The sequence below is a fragment of the Arcticibacterium sp. genome (assembly GCF_055134445.1).
In genome coordinates this window covers 22,490-42,775 of record NZ_JBSRVI010000113.1, presented here as the reverse complement: position 1 = coordinate 42,775, position 20,286 = coordinate 22,490, and the positions used below count along the sequence as shown (strand labels likewise).

At 38.1% G+C, this 20,286-nt stretch carries 19 protein-coding genes; 9 read left to right on the top strand and 10 right to left on the bottom strand.

Going from position 1 to position 20,286, the window contains the following annotated elements; translation table 11 throughout:
• Nucleotides 1–80: 80 nt before the first annotated feature.
• The gene (locus tag ACTBZY_RS14835) at nucleotides 81–1,010 is read left to right on the top strand and encodes a bile acid:sodium symporter family protein (RefSeq protein WP_463047124.1); all 930 of its coding nucleotides are present in this window, start codon (nucleotides 81–83) and stop codon (nucleotides 1,008–1,010) included.
• 98 nt (nucleotides 1,011–1,108) lie between these two features.
• Here ACTBZY_RS14835 and ACTBZY_RS14830 read toward each other — a convergent pair whose 3' ends face one another.
• From ACTBZY_RS14830 to ACTBZY_RS14820, 3 genes are read right to left on the bottom strand one after another with little or no spacing between them, the layout of a single operon-like run.
• On the bottom strand, nucleotides 1,109–1,468 hold the full coding sequence (locus tag ACTBZY_RS14830) for a phage holin family protein (RefSeq protein ID WP_463047123.1): 360 nt from the start codon (nucleotides 1,466–1,468) through the stop codon (nucleotides 1,109–1,111).
• Between the two features lie 41 nt (nucleotides 1,469–1,509).
• Nucleotides 1,510–3,996: a replication restart helicase PriA gene (gene priA, locus ACTBZY_RS14825; protein ID WP_463047122.1), complete on the bottom strand. Its 2,487-nt coding sequence runs from the start codon at nucleotides 3,994–3,996 to the stop codon at nucleotides 1,510–1,512.
• A 19-nt stretch (nucleotides 3,997–4,015) separates the two neighbouring features.
• On the bottom strand, nucleotides 4,016–4,921 hold the full coding sequence (locus ACTBZY_RS14820; RefSeq protein ID WP_463047121.1) for a DMT family transporter: 906 nt from the start codon (nucleotides 4,919–4,921) through the stop codon (nucleotides 4,016–4,018).
• A gap of 97 nt (nucleotides 4,922–5,018) precedes the next feature.
• On the opposite strand from ACTBZY_RS14820, the gene ACTBZY_RS14815 reads away from it, so the two are divergent.
• The 5 genes from ACTBZY_RS14815 (at nucleotide 5,019) to ACTBZY_RS14795 (ending at nucleotide 11,085) form a co-directional block, all read left to right on the top strand.
• Complete coding sequence (locus tag ACTBZY_RS14815; protein WP_463047120.1) at nucleotides 5,019–6,911, top strand: sialate O-acetylesterase; 1,893 nt, start codon at nucleotides 5,019–5,021, stop codon at nucleotides 6,909–6,911.
• A 343-nt stretch (nucleotides 6,912–7,254) separates the two neighbouring features.
• Nucleotides 7,255–9,051, top strand: a complete 1,797-nt coding sequence (locus ACTBZY_RS14810; protein WP_463047119.1) for an acyl-CoA dehydrogenase family protein — start codon at nucleotides 7,255–7,257, stop codon at nucleotides 9,049–9,051.
• Between the two features lie 167 nt (nucleotides 9,052–9,218).
• Complete coding sequence (locus ACTBZY_RS14805) at nucleotides 9,219–9,929, top strand: ATP-binding cassette domain-containing protein (RefSeq protein ID WP_463047118.1); 711 nt, start codon at nucleotides 9,219–9,221, stop codon at nucleotides 9,927–9,929.
• Between the two features lie 24 nt (nucleotides 9,930–9,953).
• Nucleotides 9,954–10,712, top strand: coding sequence for a HipA family kinase (locus ACTBZY_RS14800; protein ID WP_463047117.1), 759 nt, complete (start codon nucleotides 9,954–9,956; stop codon nucleotides 10,710–10,712).
• Nucleotides 10,702–11,085 (top strand): DUF3037 domain-containing protein, encoded by a 384-nt coding sequence (locus tag ACTBZY_RS14795; protein ID WP_463047116.1) that lies wholly within the window; start codon nucleotides 10,702–10,704, stop codon nucleotides 11,083–11,085. Before ACTBZY_RS14800 ends, ACTBZY_RS14795 begins: the two co-directional genes overlap by 11 nt.
• A gap of 1 nt (nucleotide 11,086) precedes the next feature.
• Here the strand turns inward: ACTBZY_RS14795 and ACTBZY_RS14790 are convergent, their stop codons facing one another.
• From ACTBZY_RS14790 to ACTBZY_RS14780, 3 genes are all read right to left on the bottom strand, one after another.
• The gene (locus tag ACTBZY_RS14790; RefSeq protein WP_463047115.1) at nucleotides 11,087–11,644 is read right to left on the bottom strand and encodes a DUF4136 domain-containing protein; all 558 of its coding nucleotides are present in this window, start codon (nucleotides 11,642–11,644) and stop codon (nucleotides 11,087–11,089) included.
• 114 nt (nucleotides 11,645–11,758) lie between these two features.
• Entirely contained in the window at nucleotides 11,759–12,787 is a 1,029-nt protein-coding gene (gene aroB, locus ACTBZY_RS14785; RefSeq protein ID WP_463047114.1) for a 3-dehydroquinate synthase, read from the bottom strand.
• Nucleotides 12,788–12,817: 30 nt separating this feature from the next.
• Nucleotides 12,818–13,660: a 1-acyl-sn-glycerol-3-phosphate acyltransferase gene (locus ACTBZY_RS14780; protein ID WP_463047113.1), complete on the bottom strand. Its 843-nt coding sequence runs from the start codon at nucleotides 13,658–13,660 to the stop codon at nucleotides 12,818–12,820.
• 80 nt (nucleotides 13,661–13,740) lie between these two features.
• On the opposite strand from ACTBZY_RS14780, the gene ACTBZY_RS14775 reads away from it, so the two are divergent.
• Nucleotides 13,741–14,244: a DinB family protein gene (locus ACTBZY_RS14775; RefSeq protein WP_463047112.1), complete on the top strand. Its 504-nt coding sequence runs from the start codon at nucleotides 13,741–13,743 to the stop codon at nucleotides 14,242–14,244.
• Nucleotides 14,245–14,255: 11 nt separating this feature from the next.
• A complete protein-coding gene (gene dinB / locus ACTBZY_RS14770; RefSeq protein ID WP_463047111.1) occupies nucleotides 14,256–15,296 on the top strand; it encodes a DNA polymerase IV in 1,041 nt (346 codons plus the stop codon).
• On the opposite strand, the gene ACTBZY_RS14765 is transcribed toward dinB, so the two are convergent.
• On the bottom strand, nucleotides 15,293–16,630 hold the full coding sequence (locus tag ACTBZY_RS14765; RefSeq protein ID WP_463047110.1) for a Gfo/Idh/MocA family protein: 1,338 nt from the start codon (nucleotides 16,628–16,630) through the stop codon (nucleotides 15,293–15,295). The genes dinB and ACTBZY_RS14765 overlap by 4 nt on opposite strands.
• 37 nt (nucleotides 16,631–16,667) lie before the next feature.
• Nucleotides 16,668–18,035: a 3-keto-disaccharide hydrolase gene (locus tag ACTBZY_RS14760; RefSeq protein ID WP_463047109.1), complete on the bottom strand. Its 1,368-nt coding sequence runs from the start codon at nucleotides 18,033–18,035 to the stop codon at nucleotides 16,668–16,670.
• 103 nt (nucleotides 18,036–18,138) lie between these two features.
• Here ACTBZY_RS14760 and ACTBZY_RS14755 point away from each other — a divergent pair, with 103 nt between their 5' ends.
• Nucleotides 18,139–19,002: an AraC family transcriptional regulator gene (locus ACTBZY_RS14755; protein WP_463047108.1), complete on the top strand. Its 864-nt coding sequence runs from the start codon at nucleotides 18,139–18,141 to the stop codon at nucleotides 19,000–19,002.
• A gap of 66 nt (nucleotides 19,003–19,068) precedes the next feature.
• Here ACTBZY_RS14755 and ACTBZY_RS14750 read toward each other — a convergent pair whose 3' ends face one another.
• Together ACTBZY_RS14750 and ACTBZY_RS14745 are read right to left on the bottom strand one after the other, a co-directional pair.
• Nucleotides 19,069–19,452 (bottom strand): hypothetical protein, encoded by a 384-nt coding sequence (locus tag ACTBZY_RS14750; protein WP_463047107.1) that lies wholly within the window; start codon nucleotides 19,450–19,452, stop codon nucleotides 19,069–19,071.
• Between the two features lie 282 nt (nucleotides 19,453–19,734).
• The gene (locus ACTBZY_RS14745; RefSeq protein WP_463047106.1) at nucleotides 19,735–20,112 is read right to left on the bottom strand and encodes a T9SS type A sorting domain-containing protein; all 378 of its coding nucleotides are present in this window, start codon (nucleotides 20,110–20,112) and stop codon (nucleotides 19,735–19,737) included.
• Between the last annotated feature and the right edge of the window lie 174 nt (nucleotides 20,113–20,286).

Below are 20,286 nucleotides of genomic sequence, written 5' to 3'. Positions count from 1 at the left end.
ATTTCTCTTTTAGAATGGAAGTTAGAGGCTTAACTAAATAGTTTTGTTAACTCTAACTTCCAACTTATATAACCTATTGAATGAAAAATTACATTTACACTATTGTTATTATTGTTCTTGTCATTATTGCCTATAATTTCCCAGAGTATTTGATTTCTGTTGGAGGTGTGGAATTAACCCTTTTAATCATTCCGGTACTTCAGATTATTATGTTTGGTATGGGAACCACCATAACCATTGACGATTTTCTAGAAATTTTGAAAACTCCTAAGCTCGTTTTGATTGGTATATTTCTACAGTTTATGATTATGCCGCTTTGGGGTTACGGATTAACACAAATTTTTAATTTTCCAGCCGAAATAGCCGCAGGAATGATACTGATTGGAAGCAGCCCTAGTGGTCTAGCGTCAAACGTCATGTCATTAATAGCAAAGGCTAACATTGCACTCTCTATAACGCTTACCATTTTTGCTACCATGCTAGCTCCCATACTCACCCCTACGCTTATGCAGTGGCTAGGTGGAGAGTTTATTGACATCGATTTCTTAAGTATGATGTGGAGCATGTGTAAAATTGTGATTCTACCGGTCGCGGTTGGGTTTCTTTTAAATAAATTTATTCCGAATCAGATGCAAGCCATAAAGAAAATATTGCCTTTGTTTTCGATGGCGGGAATTGCTTATGTCATTACGGTAGTAACCGCTGCTGGTCAAGCATCCCTAGCCGCTGTAGGAGCATTGCTTTTTGTGGCTGTGGTGTTGCATAACTTAGGTGGCTATGCTTTTGGCTATGGTGCTGCCAAACTGTTTGGTCTAAATAAAAGAGACGCCAGAACCATATCTTTAGAAGTGGGTATGCAAAACGGCGGACTGGCATCTGCCTTGGCAGTGGAAATGGGAAAAGTAGCAACTGTAGGATTAGCCGCCACTATCTTTGGCCCATTAATGAATGTTACGGGCTCTATGTTGGCCAGTTGGTGGGGAAAAGATGCAAATTCTCCTGACAAATAAAAAACTTAGATTGTAAATTTTAACCCTGTAAATCACAAAACCCCGTTTGGCTTAATCACCAAATCGGGGTTTTAATGTATATACTGCCTAGAGCTATTTCAACTATCCATGGCATCCATTTCCTTCTGAATGGTCTTAGTTATCATTTTCTTAATTTCTGATTTCTGATAATAAAAGAATACCATAGTAACTATCAATAAGCCCAAAACAACCACATAGCCATAAGGCTCGCCAAGCCAAATATTCAAACCATAAGCGGCAAGAATAAGTGTGAAAACCAACACCATTGAACCCAAAACAAATAATAGCAAGACAAATATCAACTCTGCCACTCCCTTTTCGGCCTTTTCCTGAATTTCTATTTTTTTCAGTTCAAACTTGGCTTCAAAAAGACTAATAACACTATCCTTTATTTCACCTATTTTGAATAAATCACCTATTGTATTTCTTAGTCCCATATCGTTTCTTTTTATACCCTAAGCAGCAAAACCTTTCGGCTTTAAACCACGTCTACAGTTACCACAAACCTAACACTTTTAAATTCCTTTTGTGTATTCAATTCTGTAATCTGTTCTCTTATAAATAGCTTAGTGGCAGGCATGTTTAGCTTGTTTTTCTCTAGCTTCATCCAAACTTCAAAAATATACTGATTCCTAATCCTTTCTATCATGGCCTTCTCTGGTCCCAACACCCTTTGGGCACCCAGCTTTTCTCTTAGCATATCTGCCAAAAGACCCGCTGCTTTATGAGAAACACTCCTATCAATGTGTTTCGTACTTATGCTGATAATCCTAGAAAATGGTGGGTATCTAAAGGCCTCTCTCTCTATTATCTCCGTTTGATAAAAGCCCTTATAATCCCCTTCTAAAACAAATTTCAAAACTTGATGTTCAGGGTCACCCGTCTGTATCATCACCTTTCCTGGCTTCTCCTTTCTGCCTGCCCTACCACTTACTTGCGTCAGCATTTGGTATGCTCTTTCTGCGGCTCTAAAATCTGGAAAATGTATCATTTTGTCGGCATCAAAAACACCTACCAAACTCACATTGTCAAAATCTAAACCCTTAGATATCATCTGGGTACCCACTAAAATATCTACCTCGCCTTCACCAAATTCATTGATGATGTTTTGATATGCGTTTTTAGCTCTAGTGGTATCAAAATCCATTCTCAAAATACTGGCATCCCTAAAGATCTCTTGTAGATCTTCCTCTATTTTCTGCGTACCAACACCCTTTGATTTTAGTTTTAAAGAATTACAAACAGGACAAGCTTTTGGTAATGTTTCTGTGTAACCACAATAATGGCATACCAAAGTATTTTCATACAGATGATGGGTAAGACTTACCGCACATTGATGGCATTTGCCAATCCAGTTACACTCCTCACAGTTTAAATAAGGAGAATATCCCCTCCTATTCTGAAAAATGATAGACTGTTCTTTTTTCTTGATGTTAGCTTCAATACCAGCGAGTAAGATGTCAGAAAAATCATGCCTTATGGTACTATTTTTACGAGCCTCCTTCATATCAATGAGTTCCATAGAAGGCAATTGGGCATCTCCAAATCTCTTATTCAACTCCACCAAACCATAGTTTTCATTCAGAGCCTGCATATAAGATTCAAAAGATGGCGTAGCCGAACCTAAAAGCACCTTGGCATTTTGTTTATAGGCCAGCATAACTGCCACATCTCGAGCATGATACCTAGGAGCGGGGTCAAACTGCTTGTAGGAAATCTCATGCTCTTCATCTACTATAATAAGACCTAGATTCTGAAAAGGAAGAAAAATAGAAGAACGTACCCCTACCACAAACTGATATCTGCCAGAAAGCACACCCATATAAACCTCCACACGCTCATTATCAGAAAACTTGGAGTGGTAAACTCCCATTTTATCTCCAAAAACTTTCTGAAGCCTACTTACTATTTGGGTGGTTAATGCAATTTCTGGCAAAAGCATTAGTATCTGAGAACCGTTTTCCAGAACCTTTTGTATGAGGTCAATGTATATTTCCGTTTTTCCACTTCCCGTAATTCCATGAAAAAGCACCACTTGCTTTTCGGCAAAACCATCCATAATGGCTTCTGAGGCCTTTGACTGATGCTCTGTTAGCTTTATTTCCTTCAAACTATCAGAATCAATGCTGTCAAACCGAGATACGGTTATTTCAAATTGCTCTAAAATTCCTTTATCTATTAATGTCTTTAAGGATGAAGCGGAATTCTCAGCTTCCTTAAAAAACACTTTATCAATGCCGTGAAGGTTTTTCTCTTCCAGAAAATCAATATTGATATGACTTAAATAGGTCAATATCACCTCTTGCTGCTTTTGCGACTTCCCCAGTTTATCTATTAAACCTAAAACCCCAGACTTTGTAGCTAACGAGGCTTTAAGTCTAATCTTTTTAATCTTTTTTGGTGTGTAACGCTCCTTTACTTCCTCATAAACGATGATGGCATGTTTGGCAATTAGCGTTTTCACCAGCTTAGTCACGTCTATTTCATTGATAAACTTCGATAAATCGGCATAGGAAATAGAGTCATTCTCTTCAATAATTCTCAGAATTTCCTTTTCTATAGGTTCTAATGTGCCCTCCTCCTCAAAATCTGGATTAATCTGAATTCTAGACTCGCTATTTACCTTTAGTCCTGAAGGCAAACCCATATTCATCACTTCACCAGCATGGCACATATAATAATCTGCCACCCATTGAAAAAGCCACAGTTGACTGGCTGTTACCACCGGCTCTTCATCCATCAGCTCCGAAATGTATTTGGCCTTGTATTTTTCTGGTGGGGTACCATGAATAGCAGAAATAATGCCCGTAAGGACTCTATTTCTTCCAAATGGAACTATAACCCTACTTCCGTTTTTTACAAATTCCATTAGATGCCTCGGAACTCTATAAGTAAAGGCTTGCGGAATAGGTACCGGAAGTAAAATATCTACAAAAAGTGTTTCAGACGGAAATAATTCAGACATATGAAACAAAGATAAAATATCAGGTAGCCTTTTTAGACTGATAGGAAATAATTATCCCAGAAATTATAACGAAGGCTATTCCAAGAAATGCTAAAGTCGTGGGCCTTGGATCTCCCAAAAATATTCCAAATATGACCGAGAAGACAATATTACTGAAACCCACGGCGGAGATAGTCCCTGCTTTGCCATAACTAAAAGCTTTCGTAAGATAAATTTGACCTATCATAGCGGCTACGCCCAAAATCACTATCCAAAACCAGTCAGAGCCATGCGGCTGGACATAGGATGCCACCAGAAAGTCTAAGGAAGGCAATTCGTAAAACTGTCCAATGCCCATGGAAATAATAGGCAGTAAAATACCCGAAAGCATAAAAGATAAGACGATACTTCTGGCGTCATAGTAGGCACTTAAACCTCTTATGCTCATATAGGCAAAAGCCGTAAGTACGGCATTGGTGATACCAATAATATGACTGCGAGCATTGACAAGCCCAGAGGACATTTGTGGCACAAAAATGAAACATATTCCACCGAAACCTAAAAGTACCGCCAGCCACTCATTTCTTCTAAGACCTTCGCCCGCAATGAAAACAGAAAAAATAGCGATGAATAGAGGATAAGTTTGCTGATAAGTGATGGCTTCTGCCAGCCCTATTTGAGTAATACTATAAAAGAAGGTATATAAAGCTATGGTGCCAATCACCCCCCTAAATATTAAAAGGCCTGGTTTTCCACCAATTTGAACCAATGGTCGCCTCAAGACAGAATATGCTATAAAACCAACCCCAATAAGATTTCTAAAGAAAACTATTTCTACCGAACTGATAGAATCTCTAAGAATACGTGTACAAGCACCCACTAATGCAAAGCAGAAGGAAGCAATAAGCATAAAAATAATGCCTTGTTTAAGATCTTGTTGGTTCATGTGTCCGTAAAAGTAAACGACTTAAGAACCTTAGAATCAATTTAAGAAGATATATATGCTAAAATGGCCTACATCTTTTATTTTTGTACAGCTTATTATGAAAAAATACACATTTCTCTTCCTTGGTCTATTGAGTTTCTTATCTGTAAAAGGGCAAATCTCATTGACTTTCCCCGTTGAAAGGCAAATTTTTCAACGGAATAACTCCAATCAAGCCTATATTCAAATCAGTGGAAACTTTACAGCTGAATACGACAGTATTATAGCCAAAGTTTTTCCTAGGGTTGTGGGACAAGGAACTGCTAGTGCTTGGCAGAAAGTAGATGAAAGAGATGGAAAACCTTACTTCTATGGTAAAATTTTGGCTCAAGGCGGCTGGTATAAATTAGCAGTGAAGGCTTATAAAAATGGGATTCAAATAGATTCCGTAGGAAGAAATCGAGTAGGCATAGGCGAAGTTTTTGTGATAGCGGGTCAGTCGAATGCCACAGGAACCACCTCAGCATCTGGAGTAGGAATTGACTCAGATGAAGACCGTTCTAATGTGATGCGTTATTCAAATAAAACTAATGATTACGACAAGTTACCGATTGGCTATTCTCCTATGAATGCCGATAGTGTAGCAAGTGATTCGGTTTACATTGGACCTTTTCATAATGCACCTTGGCACTGGGGAAAAGTATCTAAAGATTTGGTAACAGCATTAAATGTACCGGTGCTCTTTTATGGAGCCGGTTTTGGAGGCACCAGTATTCTATGGTGGAAACAATCAGCCAATGGTGAATCTCTTACAGGTAATCCTAGTTTTGTTCAACAACAATATCAGCATCCATACGGTGCCTTAGCATCTGTAATGAGGCTCTATACCAGCTTGACCGGAGTTCGTGCAGTACTATGGCATCAAGGTGAATCCGATTCAGGCATGGATGCAAATGTCTATCAAAGTTATCTCGAGATATTAATATCAAAAACAAGGGAACAAAGTGAGTTCCCTAATTTAGCGTGGATGGTTGCAAGAGCATCCTATAACGGAAATTCCCACGGAAATGTTATTCTTGGTCAAAATCAATCTATCAATGCTGACGCAAATGTATACGGAGGTCCAGAAACCGATAATATAATCGGTGGCGATAAAAGATCGGATGGCGTCCATATGGATTTATCAGCTGGATTATTCGATCATGCTACAGCTTGGTATAACTATCTTACAAATGGTTTTTTAAGCAGCTCTACCCCTATTTTAGCTTCTGACCTCATAGAATTAAACTTCATTTGTAATCCAAGCGATGGCTTCTCTGCCATTCGATTAAGTCCTGCAGAAAGCTATTCGAGCTATGATTGGTCTAATAGAGAAAATACAGATACAGAAGCTTTGGGAAATACCAGCGATTATGGCGGTGATTATACCGCATTGCCACCAACAGGCTATCTACGTCCAAACTGGGAATTTTCTTCAAGCACTGGAATAATCGTAGGTGCGGGAAAATATTCACTTAGAGCTCGTAAGGCCACTTCTGGCAAGATACTTTTTAGCCCTATTGTAGACCTTAACACTTTTACACTTCCTACTAATCCTAGTTTTGTGGCTTCCGCAACTCAAATTCGGTCTGGTGACACCCTTACATTAACGGGTAGCAACTGCAATGGCATCTATACTTGGAATACAGGCGGAAAAGTAAATCCACTTAAGTTATACCCTACCAGCACGGCCAACTACACCCTAGCGTGTAAAACTTTACACTGCTTAAGTACCTCTACTGCTCCCAAAAACGTTGTGGTGTCTTCTTGCTTTGCCAGTCCGTTAAGTTTAACGGGAAGTGTTATAAACGCCCAAAATCCTTATCAAACGCAGCAAACCCTTCAAAGTGTTCAGAAGCTATCAGCCGTAGGTAAGATCAACTATACTGCAAATCAAACCGTTTTACTAAACCCTGGCTTCGAAGCCAATGCGGGTGCCGTCTTTAAAGCTACTATTGAAAATTGTCCTTAAACCCGGTTTATGCATTGGAGAATTGTAATGAGTAGCTAAAGTGTAATAAATCAGAGATTTAAACGAGATTAGCATAGCACCGCTCTGGTGAGTGAGTTTAAATGGGTTTACGAGCTGATTTGTGTTACCCTGAGCTTGCCGATGGAAAGCAATTTAGTTGCGGTCCAGATAAAATCGGGAGATTTTCTAATGCATAAAGCGGGTTAAAATAAGACAAGAATTTATTTCCCTTTTTTTCTAATAGTATGCTTGCATACTATTAAATTATTGTTTTATATTTGCAATGGTATGCAAGCATACTATTATTTGTATTTGACAACAATATTTCAACTCTATAGTTCCTATGACAACACTATCAGCAAAAGCATCTTTAAAGGGTGGCGAATTCTTAATCAAAGAAACCGCTGCACAAGACGTATTTATCCCAGAAGAGTTCAATGAAGAGCAGCGAATGATAGCTGAGACTTGTAGTGATTTTCTAAAAACTGAAATACATCCCATTTTAGATGAAATAGACAAAGCAGAATCTCCAGAGCTTATGTCTTCTCTTATGGATAAAGCCGGTGAGCTAGGTTTGTTAGGAACAGCTGTACCAGAAGAATATGATGGTTTCGGCATGGATTTCAATACCTCCATGTTAGTAGCAGAAGTTTTGGGTTGTGGTCATTCTTTCTCTGTGGCACAGTCTGCTCATACAGGTATTGGTACCCTACCTATCTTATATTACGGAGACGAAGAGCAAAAGAAAAAATATCTTCCAAACTTGGCAACAGGTGTATGGAAAGCTGCTTATTGTTTAACTGAACCAGATTCTGGTTCTGATGCCAACTCCGCCAAAACGAAAGCTACATTAACCGCAGATGGTAAACATTATAAAATAAATGGACAGAAAATGTGGATCACCAATGGTGGTTTTGCAGATGTGTTTATTGTGTTTGCTAAAATAGAAGACGACAAAAATCTAACGGCGTTCATTATAGAGAAAACCTTCGGTGGCATCACCATGAACGAGCCAGAGAAAAAACTAGGTATTAAAGGTTCTGATACGCGTCAGGTCTTTTTTAACGACTGCATGGTTCCCGTAGAAAACCTTCTTTCTAGCAGACAAAACGGTTTTAAGATTGCGGTTAATATTCTAAATATTGGCAGAATAAAATTAGGCATAGCCGCTGTAGGTGGCTCCAAAGGAGTCATTAATCATGCTATTAACTACGCTAACGAGCGTAAGCAATTCGGTATCGCAATCGGCCGTTTCGGTGCCATCAAGCATAAGCTCGGAGAAATGGCCACTCGAATCTGGGTTTCAGAAACGGCTTGTTACAGAGCTGGTCAAAACATAGACGACCTAATAATCACCTTTAAGGAAAGTGGCAAAACAGATGCAGAAGCAAAGCTAAGTGCACTAGAACAGTTTGCTATTGAGTGTGCCATTTTGAAAGTACATGGTTCCGAGGTTTTAGACTATGTAGCAGATGAAGGTGTACAAATTTACGGAGGTATGGGCTATTCTGCAGATGCTCCTGTAGAAAGAGCATACAGAGATGCCAGAATCAACAGGATTTTTGAAGGCACAAACGAAATTAACAGACTACTTACAGTGGACATGCTTTTAAAGCGTGCCATGAAAGGTGAAATGGACTTAATGGGTCCAGCACAAGAAGTAGCTAAAGAAATCATGTCTATCCCATCTTTTGGTGGAGAAGAAGACGGCATATTCTCAGCAGAGAAAAAAGTAGTCGCAAATCTTAAGAAAGCTGTTTTAATGATTGCGGGAGCGGCTGTTCAGAAATTTATGATGAAACTTTCTCATGAGCAGGAAATCTTAATGAATGTAGCAGATATGATTATAGAAGTTTATGCTGCAGAATCTGCCTTATTAAGAGTAGAAAAAATGATTGGCATTAAAGGCGAAGAAGCCGTAAGCCTAGAAAAAGATATGATGATGCTTAACCTCCACAAGGCCGTAAACAACTCAAATGCCGCCGGTAAAGATGCCATTCAGTCTTTTGCAGAAGGAGACGAACTAAGGGTAATGCTAATGGGTTTAAAGAGATTCACTAAGATTGAACCTTTTAATACCAAAGACGCTAGAAGACGTATTGCTGATGTAATGTTAACGGAGAACAAATACACCTTCTAAAAATATAACACCCCTTTTATAAAATTTACAATACTTCAACAAACACGAAAACCAGAAACCGTCCCGCCATTTGGCAGGGCGGTTTTTCCATTTAGGTGCATTTGATCTTTTTTACGGAAAGCCATGTCATAAAATGTAGTATTTTCGTTTTCTCAAAAATAGATTACATGTCAATATCAATAAACGCTCTAACAAAAAATTACGGCTCTCAAAAAGCCATTGACAGTATTAGCTTTGATATAAAAAAAGGAGAAATAGTGGGCTTTTTGGGTCCAAACGGTGCCGGAAAAAGTACAACCATGAAAATCTTAACAGGCTATTTGGAGGCTACAGCTGGAGAGGCTATTGTCAATGGTTACAATATTGCTTCACAAACCAAAGAAGCTCAAAAATGTATTGGTTATTTACCAGAGCACAATCCACTCTATCAAGACATGTATATAAGAGAGTTTTTAGCTTTCACAGGCTCTCTTTTCGACATGAAAGGAAATGCACTTAAAAACAGAGTAGAAGACCTCATTGATATGGTGGGTCTAGATAGAGAAAAACATAAAAAAATTGGGCAACTGTCTAAAGGTTATAGACAGCGAGTAGGTTTGGCACAAGCTCTCATTCACGAACCTGAAATACTTATTTTAGACGAACCCACTACGGGATTAGATCCTAACCAACTCAGTGAAATAAGGGCATTGATAAAAGAGGTAGGGAAAGATAAAACGGTCATTTTTAGCACGCATATCATGCAAGAGGTAGAATCCATCTGCGAACGTGTAATCGTTCTTAATCGTGGTCAAATAGTAGCAGACGATAGTTTATTGGCACTAAAGGCTTCTGGTGAAACAATGGAGGAAATTTTTCATAAACTTACTCACTCTTAAGGCACAATTTATTCCATTTACACCATGCTAGATATCAGGACCGTCCATATTGACCGATACGTAACGCCACTTCGTGAGGGAGGTTCGCTGCCCGCTATTGTAGATGCTGACGACGGATTTTCCTATGTTTTAAAGTTTAGAGGTGCAGGTCAAGGTTGCAAAGCTCTCATAGCCGACTTCATAGGCGGTGAGCTTGCTAGAGCGGCCGGATTAAAAATCCCTGAAATGGTTTTCGGAAATTTACCAGAAGGTTATGGCAGAACAGAAGCTGATGAAGAAATTCAAGACCTTTTAAAATGGAGCGTTGGCCTAAATTTAGGCGTTCATTACCTCCAAGGCTCTATTACTTTTGACGCGGTAGTGAACGATGTAGAGCCTTATTTATCTTCAAAAATTGTTTGGTTAGATGCCTTTTTGATGAATATTGACCGCACACCAAGAAACACCAATATGCTTATGTGGCATAAAGAACTTTGGCTCATTGACCATGGTGCCTCCTTATACTTTCATCATCAACCAGAAATGTGGGAAGAGCAAAGCAAAAAACCTTTTGTTCAAATCAAAGACCATGTTCTTATTAAAAAAGCCAGCAAATTAGCGGAAATTCATGAGGAGATGTTGGAAAAACTAAATCCGCTGGTAATAGAAGAAATAGTCAATGCCATTCCAGAAGATTGGTTAGAATCCGACGTAAACCTCAGCAAAAAGCTTTATAAAGATTTTTTATTAAACAGAAGAGTTTATGCCAATATCATCTTAAAAGAAGCTATCCATGCTAGATAAACACCTATACGAATACGCCACCCTTAGGCTTGTGCCTTGTGTAGACCGTGGAGAATTTATAAACGTAGGAATAGCTTTATACTGTAAGTCACCACGATTCCTCGGTTTTAAATTTAAGCTAGATGAATCTCGTTTAAAGGCATTTGCATCCCAACTAGACTTCCAAGAGATCAAAGAACACTTAGTGTCCTTTCAGAAAATATGTGAAGCCTCTAAAGATGCGGGTCTCATAGGAGAGCAAGACATGCCATCTCGATTTAGATGGTTAACCGCTCGAAGAAGCACCATCTTACAGGCATCAGAAGTCCACCCAGGATACTGTAATAGCCCAGAAGAAACGCTAGATACTTTATTTCAAAAAATGGTCAACTAACTTAGTAAATGCTCGTAAGCTTACGAGGTTTTTCACCTGCCGCAAAAAGCGGATATTGATCAAAAATGGTTCTGACCACACTTCTGTAATAGTTGACGGGCTTTTTAATGTTTTTATTAAAAACACCAGAAGCGTATCCTCTCCAAATTAGCCTGCTACTCTCCGCATCTAATAAAGAAACCAGAATCATACCTCCACCAAAATTGAAGTTTTGCGTTTTATAGGTGTCGTCATAGTCATATTTATTAACCCATCTGTCTAAAGTAGGCTGAAAATATCCTTTGTACTCTACCCGCTCTTTTATGATACTATAACTCACCAATAAACCTGGGCCATCTTCTGTTAAGTTATATCCTCTAGCTCTCATTTGCCTTCTAATAGCATCCTGAATTTCTGTACAGATAAAAGAGGTGTCTATCTCGCAGGCTAAGAAATTGTAATTTTTATACGTTGTAAAGTCGGTATCATAACTATAATCGTTATCCACCATTAGTTTCATGGTGTTGCATCCTGCAATACCAAATGCTAAAAGAGCAAGAAAAGGTAAGAGTTTTTTCATTGGAAACTGTTTTAAAGGTTTTAGGCATGTACGCACCCACTTAAGAAAAAGATGCGAACACTAATAAAAATAAACCCGAAAACGGTTAAAACCAAAGAATTAGCTCAAAATGACCTAACCCACATAATATAATAATGCCTTTTTCATTTCTTGTTTTCCTGCAACTATATCATAAGTACAGCTCCCACGACCATCCAATAGAGAAAACCTGACTTTAGCGTCTCTGTTTTTCTTATCTTGTAAAGTGTGCTTTAATATCGCTGGTAAATATTCTTCCTTCAATTTTACTTTTCCATAGACAGAGAAAATAAAAGCTTCAATTTCCTCAAAAAGCCTTTGATCTATTAAGCCTCTCTCTAAAGACATATAGGCTTCGCAGATCATACCTACCGCAACAGCCTCTCCATGAAGTAATCTTTTCTTAGGGTTCTTCTCTAAAAAATAAGTTTCGACAGCGTGCCCAAGCGTATGTCCAAAATTCAAGATTTTCCTTAAACCTTTCTCTGTAGGATCTTCTGCTACCACTTTCTTTTTAATCTCAATAGAATGCTCTATTAAGTTATCAAAATCTTGCTCTTCAAAATCTTTGACGTTGATTTCACCCCATTTAGCTCCATCCTGAATGAGACAATGCTTCACAATTTCCGCAAAACCAGAGCGAAGCTCTGCCACAGGAAGTGTCTTCAAGAAAACAGAATCTATAAGTACCGTTTCTGGCAGTTGGAAAACACCTATATGATTTTTAAAGCCGTTAAAATCAATTCCTAGCTTACCTCCAACACTGGCGTCTACCTGTGCCAACAAGGTGGTAGGAATTTGAATAAATTCTATCCCTCTTTTGTAAGTAGCAGCACAAAAACCACCCATGTCTCCTATTACGCCACCACCTAAATTTATCATTAAAGCATGCCTATCCATATTGGCATCCGTCATCACTTGCCAAATCTCCTGACAGGTATCTAGTGTTTTATACGTCTCTCCACTTTTGATTTTGACCAAAGTGTGTTTTGGCAACAAATCTTTAATCAATGGATAACAACTTTTTTTGGTGTTTTTGTCCACCAAAACAATCACTTGAGAATATTTCTTATCTGCAAAGTAAGCTGGCAATGTTTGACCAATAGTTCCTATGTGTACTGACATTCTTAAAAATATTTTACTAAAAAGATAAGGTTAAAAGACTTGTTTTAAGACCAAAAACAAAAGAAGTAAGTATAGCGGGTAGGAAAGATAAAGCAATCCAAACCATATAGAATCCGAAAATATGGTCCTACCAAACTTCTTTTTAACGAAGGCATCGATAGCCAAATACAAAGGAAAATTAATTAGCCAGCCAAAGTAGAAAAAAGCATTTCGCAGGAATCCGACAGGCTTAAAAACGTGAGAAAATAAGGGTTTCATCCGCTCCGAAAGCTCTACCGTAAAGCTCTTAGAAAAACTTATTTCCTCTGATAAGTCAAATTCCGACTTCTGGAGCGGCTTCCCGATATTCAAATTAATTCTCTTACCAAACTTCTTAAAGGAATCGTAAGTAAGCACCACGGGCACTACTTGCACATCTATGTCTTCATTCCAAGCCTTAAAGGCCATGGCAGCTGTTCCTCTTTTTTTAAGAGGCAATAAGGACGTTTGATTCTTGCATACCCCTTCTGGATAAATCAAAACCTGCTTGTTTTGCTTAAACAATTCATTGCATTTATTAAATGTCTTGGCATTCCTTGACATGTTTTGTCTGCCTTCTGTTATTCTCCAAACTGGAAGCATGTGAATATAGCTCAATATTTTAGCCACAATCGGTTTTTCAAAAGCATCACCTCTAGCCAAAGCATACACATATCTTTTAAAAACGAGATGAAGCACGATGGCATCATAAAAAGAGTTGGCGTGGGTAGACGCAAAAAGAATGGGTTTGTCTTTGGCTACATTTTCAAGACCGGTAACGTCCATTCTTTTGACAAAAAACAGATTGACTAAAAATGCCTCAAAACGAAGGAAGAAATATATGAAGGGAATCAAAGCTTAACTTTTGTTTGTAATAGCCTTTTGGGGCTTTAGAATTCTAAATCTTTAAATTTGGCTCAAAATTAACTATTTGGATGAAAGAAACCGCTGAAATCTTAAAGGATGTTGTCATTAATATAGGGCCAATTCTGAAGCAAATAGAAGACGCAGCAGCTTCAAAAAAGCCAATGCCAAACAAATGGAGTGCTAAGGAGATTATGGGTCACTTGATTGACTCAGCTAATAATAATCAAATGCGGATTGTGAACTCTACGAGCACTGCTAAAATTGATGTGGTGGCCTATCAGCAAGAAGAATGGGTAGAAAACCAGAAATACAATGATGCAGATTGGCACGGATTAATAGATTTCTGGAGTCAGTTTAATCTTCATATTGCTCATATTATGGAGAACACTCCAACAAATGCCCTCAAAAACGAAATAAAAGTAAATGGCGAAGGACCTTTTACATTGGCATTTATGATGAAAGATTATGTCATCCATCTCAAACATCATTTGACTCAGATACTTCCAGAGCGTGTTTTGGATACCGCATTTAAACCTACTCCTAAAGAATGGATGCTAAGCTCAGAAAAATAATCCATATAGACATGGACGCATTTTTTGCGTCGGTAGAGCAGCGAGATAATCCTGAACTGAAAGGGAAACCTGTGGCCGTGGGCGGTAGTGCAGAAAGAGGTGTGGTGGCGGCCGCTAGTTATGAGGCTCGGCAGTTCGGTGTTAAATCTGCCATGCCTTCTAAAACAGCCAAGAGGCTCTGCCCAAACCTTATCTTTGTGAAACCAAGGTTTGACCAATACAAATTGGTTTCAAATCAAATAAGAGAGGTGTTTTTTGAATACACAGATTTGGTAGAGCCCCTATCGCTAGACGAGGCCTATCTGGATGTTACGGAGAATTTCAAAAACATTCCGCTGGCTACTGAAATTGCGAAGCAAATACGACAAAAAATAAAAGAAAGAACCTCTTTAACCGCTTCAGCAGGCATTTCATTTAATAAGTTTCTAGCGAAAACAGCTTCGGATGTCAATAAACCCGATGGCATGTTTGTGATAAAACCTCATCAAGCAGAAGCCTATGCGGAAACCCTTCCAATAAAAAGATTTTACGGTATTGGAAAAGTGACGGCAGAAAAAATGACGAAAATGGGGATTGCCACCGGAAAAGATTTAAAAGGTAAAAGCTTAGCGTTTTTGGTCAATAACTTTGGCAAAGTTGGCCGATATTACTTTGATATATGTAGAGGAAAAGACCACAGAAAGGTAAACCCCGACATAATAAGAAAATCTATTGGTGTGGAAAACACCTTCAGTAACGACCTCAATTCTTCTGACGAACTCTACGCGGAATTGGATGTCATCTTAGAACAATTATGGAAAAGAATAAATAAAGCAAAGGCGTTTGGCAAGACCCTCACTTTAAAGATAAAATTTGCCGACTTCGAGATTATAACCCGAAGCAGAACTTCTCAGCTATTATTACTGGAAGAGGAATTTATCTCTAAAAATGCTTACGATATGCTAAACGCCTTGCTACCCTCCGAAAAGGGGATAAGACTGATGGGGCTGACGATCTCTAACCTGGAATTTGATGCAGATACAGAAGGTCGTCAGCTCATCATCGGATTTTAATATTTGAATGGCACACCACCCGCTAAAACTTCCTGACTTTTCTCGTCAAAAGTAACTTTAAGACCTGTTCTATAAGCCGCATTTGACATCATAGTGGCTATAGAATGTTGATAACCTGCTTCAATAGGTGCATTAGGTGTCTTTCTGCTTCTTACGCACTCCATCCAGTTTCTCACATGGTTATTCGTAAGAGAATCTCCACCTGTATTGGCAGCTGTTTCTACTTTTTGTCCTTCTATTTTAGCTGTCTTTAATAAGTTAGCTTTCATGCCCATGGCAGACGCATGTCTAAGATCTAAACCTCCTTCATCAGAAATTTCATTCGTATCCAAGTTTATCATTCCACCATTAGAATAATAAAGCTCTTTAGTTCCACCGGCTGAGTTAGAAAAACGGCTGGTAAACTGAACTTGGAAACCTTTAGATAAATCGTCTAGAGGGCCATAATCAAATACTACTGTCAAAGTATCTGCGTTACTTCTGCCATCTTTCCACTGATAAATTCCACCATTGGCAACAACGCTTCTTGGGTGAGGCAAACCACTAAACCAGTGTACGGTGTCAATTTGATGACTCATCCACTGACCTGGGATTCCTGAAGAATAAGGCCAGAAAAGTCTGTATTCTAAATATTTACGAGCATCAAAGGCCTCATAAGGTCTATTTAGTAGAAACCTTTTCCAATCTACATCAGACTCTTTCAAGTTAGCCACTAAATCTGGTCTTCTCCATCTGCCTGGCTGATTTACGTTCCACATCAGCTCCACCATGACGATATCACCGAATTTGCCCGATTTAATATAATCTGCTGCAGCATGATAGTTAGAGCCACTTCTTCTTTGGGAACCTATCTGTACTATTTTCTTAGAATCTTTTACTGCTTTAAGCACCGCACGGTTATCTTCCATGGTTTCGGCCAAAGGCTTCTCTGCGTATACATCACATCCGGCCTTTACCGCCTCAATGGTATGTAATGCATGCTGAAAATCTGCCGTACTGATCATCACAGCGTCTACACTATTAGATGCATATAGATCATCATTATTATTATAAGCGGTCACTTTACTTCCTAATTGGCTTTGAAGATATGCTTGTCCTTCTGCTCTTCTTTTGTTCCAGATATCCGAAACAGCCACCATTTCAAAGTTCATTTCTTTTTGTATGTCTTTGAAAGCAGACACATGGGAAGAACGGTGTCTGTCAGAAAAACCTACACAACCCACTCTTACACGATCATTAGACCCAATAATTTTAGCATAACTGCTTGCTGAAAAACTGGTGGCCACTCCTGCCATCAATGACTTTTTTATGAATTCTCTTCTATTAGTACTCATTCTTGTTTTTATTATTTTAATAGGTATTGATTTCTTATTACAGCTTTCTGATCTTCAGGTTTTTAAACCTCACTTCATCTCCATGATCTTGTAGCAATATTGGTCCCTCATCAGCTGTACCAAAATTCTCATATTTCTCGTATTTACTTCTAGCTACTAGGGCTTTGTAAATGTTACTTTTCCTTTCATACTCCACTACTTTATAACCATTTAGCCAGTGCTGCACCGTGTTATTTGGCATGACTACCAAACGACCTTGGTTCCACTCTCCAATCTTTCTTTGAAAACGCTTATCAACTTTGATTGATGGTATCAAATCATATAGAGAAGCCAATGTTCTATTTCCAACGGCTCCCATCTTAGCATCTGGATGAAGCACATCATCTAGTACTTGATACTCAAGACCAATACCAGATTTTCCACCTGCATCAAAGTCCTCATTCACAAAATACTTTACGCCAGAGTTTGCACCAGGAGTCAATTTGAAATCAAATACTAACTCAAAAGCACCATAGTTTTCTGTGGTTACAATGTCGTTTCCTGTTTCAGAACCGTCAGATTTGCTAATCATAATGTTGCCATCATTGATAGACCATCTTTTACCAGTCATGTCTTTTCTGTTAACACCTCTCCATCCGTCAAAACTTTTACCATCAAAAAGTAATTTATACCCTTGAGCCGTTTCTTGTGCAGAAAGGTTATTATCAATTAAGTTGACTACAGGAACTTCATCATATGGGCTAGGCACGATATTGTCCGTCTTTATTCTGATGTTACGCCATTTTATCTGCTTTCCTGCTCTGTCGCTTGAGCCTATACCATGTACCTGAAGAGCAATAAAACCAACAGCTGTTTCTTCGTCAATAAGGTGAGAAACTGGCACACCATTAACCCATGTTCTAATCACAGAGCCAATAGCTTCTATTCTGTAAGTGTTCCAATCATTATGCTTGAAAGCTTTTTTTGCAGGCTCATTCATATTCGGAATATAAAGCCATCCTCTTCTAGCTTCGTCATATATTCCACCAGACCATGCTCTGTCAGATGGATCTACCTCCATTTGATAGCCATGTACTCTGCCTTTATTATAATCTTCCGAAGACAAACTTCTGAATTGAACACCTGAATTCATTTCTTCTGCAACTTTAAGATCAACCTCAAAAATGAAATCCCCATAAGTTTTGTTGGTACATAAAAATGAATTTGGAGTATTGGCTACGGTAGTACCCACAATCTCTCCATTTAAGACCTCATATTTAGCTTCGCCATTTTTTTGATTCCAGCCATCTAGGTTTTTTCCATTGAATAAGGTCACCCAACCATCTTTAGAGGCTTTTTGAGCAAAAGAGTTAAAGCTAAGACCACTTAGAAGCACGTATAACATGCATGTACTTAATGCTTTCATTGAACTATTTTTTGATTATATATGAAATTATCCAACAAAAGTAACAGAAATCTAATACTATTATTACTATTATATATTATTTTTGAGCAAAATATAGTTAAAAGTGAAACCACAATTACTCAAAATATCTACGCCTTCTGATTATTCCTTCAGTCTTTTCGATCAGGAAGCTCCTTATTTTCCTACGCCATGGCACTACCACCCTGAGGTGGAAATCGTCTTTATGCAAAAAAGTACGGGCGAAAAGTACATAGGAAGTAGCATTACTGACTTTGAACCTGGAGACTTAGCGATGATAGGCTCATACCTTCCTCATTACTATAGAAGTGCTCCAGAATACCATAGAGAAAACTCCGGTCTAAGAGCCAAATCATTAGTGATACATTTTAGTGAAGACTTTTTAGGGCAAGGTTTTATGGATGCTCCAGAAAATCATTTGATTAAACAACTCTTAGACCATAGCAAACGAGGACTTCAGTTCGGGAAAAAATTTGCAGAAGGTTTAGAAGATGAAATAGCCGCTCTTTCTCAGAAAGAGAATATGGATAGACTTATCGCCCTTCTTTCTATTTTAAATAAAATGAGTAAAACGGAAGATTTCAAATTCCTAACCTCAGACCCGATATACCTAAACAATAATGTAGACTCTGACCGTATAAAAAAGGTTTTTGAGTATGTTATGCAGAATTTCCGTCAAGACATTAAATTAAATGATATTGCAGGCTTGGCCAGTATGAGCGAATCTGCTTTTAGCAGATATTTTAAAAAGAGAACAAGAAAAACATTTAGTACTTTTCTAACGGAGATACGGATTGAGCACGCGTGCAAATTATTGCAAAAAGATAAACATAGCGTTTCAGAAGTTTCCTTTGAGAGCGGATTCAATAATCTTTCAAACTTTAATAGACAATTTAAGAGTGTGAAAAGTACCACGCCTTTAAACTATAGGTCAAGGTTTCTCTCTTAAAAAGAAAGAGCAAAATAGACTGGCTACTCTGCTCTTTACCCTACGCGACAATCAGCACTAAATATGCTATTTAGATAATTTCACTACCTTATCAGGAGTAGGCTGAGAAATGTTCACCGGATAAACAAGCTCCGTGGAACCATTACTTATCTTAATGCTATATGTACCAATAGGCAAAGTATTAATATCAAAATTTACTCTGCCAGACTGCGATTTCCTTTTCAAAAAGGACTGCGATAATTCATTGCCATCCTCGTTTACAAAAGTTATAGACAGCAGATCCCCTATTTCCTTCTCAATAAATGTTTTAACAGTTCCGCTGTTAGAATCATAATACATGCCTACTTCAAAAGACTTTTTCTTATCTGGATGTGTAACATTTGCTAATGCAGCGAAAGAAAGAGTTGTTGTCAATAAGGCTAGAACGATAGTTTTAAATTGCTTTTTCATAATAAGTTTTTTTGTTTTTTTTAAAGTAAATAGTTTTTCATTGGACGCTTAATTGCGTTTCGATAGCTCAAAGGTGAGTAATAAACCAGCTACTATGCAATACATAATAGTATGTATGGTAAATTAAAAGTTTAAATGGTGAACTTCCCATCTAAGAGTTCCTGCCTTCTTAGATACCAATCTGATATTCTAGGTTGCATGGCCATTTTACTGTATAACTAAGATTAAGATCTCTTAACATCGAAACTCTCAAGAACACTTATTGACCTATAAATTCTGTCATTAGAAGACCTCCATTTTATACTCTGGCTCTACCTTCTCCATTTTAATAACCTTAGATATGACTTCTCCATTATGAGCGGCCTTGACCGTATATATCCCATTCTCTAAACCACTAAGGTCAAAATTCACTCTAGCACTGTATCTTTTCTTGCTAATGTGAATGCCATTTAACACTCTTCCTTTCTCGTCAGAGATAGTGATGTCAAGGTCAGAACCCTGTGCTTTTTCATAAAAGGTTTTAACCACTCCAGTGGTCTTGTTAAAATACATAGCCATTTTAAAGGCATTTCCTTTTTCTGGATTTGGAAGCTCATCGTTAGCGAAAGCAAAAGATGAAATGAACAATAAACCCGCAATAATTTTTAATAACTTTTTCATAATATGTTTTATTTAAAATTTCGGATGTCAACAAGGTTTATGAAACCGCTCATAACCACTGAACCCTCAATGCCAATTATTCCAAAGGCATACCATAAAACATAAACCACTTATTACAAGTATATTGACAATGTCTTTCTATTTTTTTGCGTCCGCTAGCGAACAACTGAACGG

Coding starts and splice junctions, on each gene's coding strand:
- ACTBZY_RS14805 (WP_463047118.1), top strand. CDS start 9,219: ATGTCAATATCAATAAACGCTCTAACAAAAAATTACGGCTCTCAAAAA.
- ACTBZY_RS14790 (WP_463047115.1), bottom strand. CDS start 11,644: ATGAAAAAACTCTTACCTTTTCTTGCTCTTTTAGCATTTGGTATTGCA.
- ACTBZY_RS14835 (WP_463047124.1), top strand. CDS start 81: ATGAAAAATTACATTTACACTATTGTTATTATTGTTCTTGTCATTATT.
- ACTBZY_RS14760 (WP_463047109.1), bottom strand. CDS start 18,035: ATGAAAGCATTAAGTACATGCATGTTATACGTGCTTCTAAGTGGTCTT.
- ACTBZY_RS14800 (WP_463047117.1), top strand. CDS start 9,954: ATGCTAGATATCAGGACCGTCCATATTGACCGATACGTAACGCCACTT.
- ACTBZY_RS14830 (WP_463047123.1), bottom strand. CDS start 1,468: ATGGGACTAAGAAATACAATAGGTGATTTATTCAAAATAGGTGAAATA.
- ACTBZY_RS14750 (WP_463047107.1), bottom strand. CDS start 19,452: ATGAAAAAGCAATTTAAAACTATCGTTCTAGCCTTATTGACAACAACT.
- aroB (WP_463047114.1), bottom strand. CDS start 12,787: ATGTCAGTACACATAGGAACTATTGGTCAAACATTGCCAGCTTACTTT.
- priA (WP_463047122.1), bottom strand. CDS start 3,996: ATGTCTGAATTATTTCCGTCTGAAACACTTTTTGTAGATATTTTACTT.
- ACTBZY_RS14820 (WP_463047121.1), bottom strand. CDS start 4,921: ATGAACCAACAAGATCTTAAACAAGGCATTATTTTTATGCTTATTGCT.
- ACTBZY_RS14810 (WP_463047119.1), top strand. CDS start 7,255: ATGACAACACTATCAGCAAAAGCATCTTTAAAGGGTGGCGAATTCTTA.
- dinB (WP_463047111.1), top strand. CDS start 14,256: ATGGACGCATTTTTTGCGTCGGTAGAGCAGCGAGATAATCCTGAACTG.
- ACTBZY_RS14765 (WP_463047110.1), bottom strand. CDS start 16,630: ATGAGTACTAATAGAAGAGAATTCATAAAAAAGTCATTGATGGCAGGA.
- ACTBZY_RS14795 (WP_463047116.1), top strand. CDS start 10,702: ATGCTAGATAAACACCTATACGAATACGCCACCCTTAGGCTTGTGCCT.
- ACTBZY_RS14745 (WP_463047106.1), bottom strand. CDS start 20,112: ATGAAAAAGTTATTAAAAATTATTGCGGGTTTATTGTTCATTTCATCT.
- ACTBZY_RS14775 (WP_463047112.1), top strand. CDS start 13,741: ATGAAAGAAACCGCTGAAATCTTAAAGGATGTTGTCATTAATATAGGG.
- ACTBZY_RS14815 (WP_463047120.1), top strand. CDS start 5,019: ATGAAAAAATACACATTTCTCTTCCTTGGTCTATTGAGTTTCTTATCT.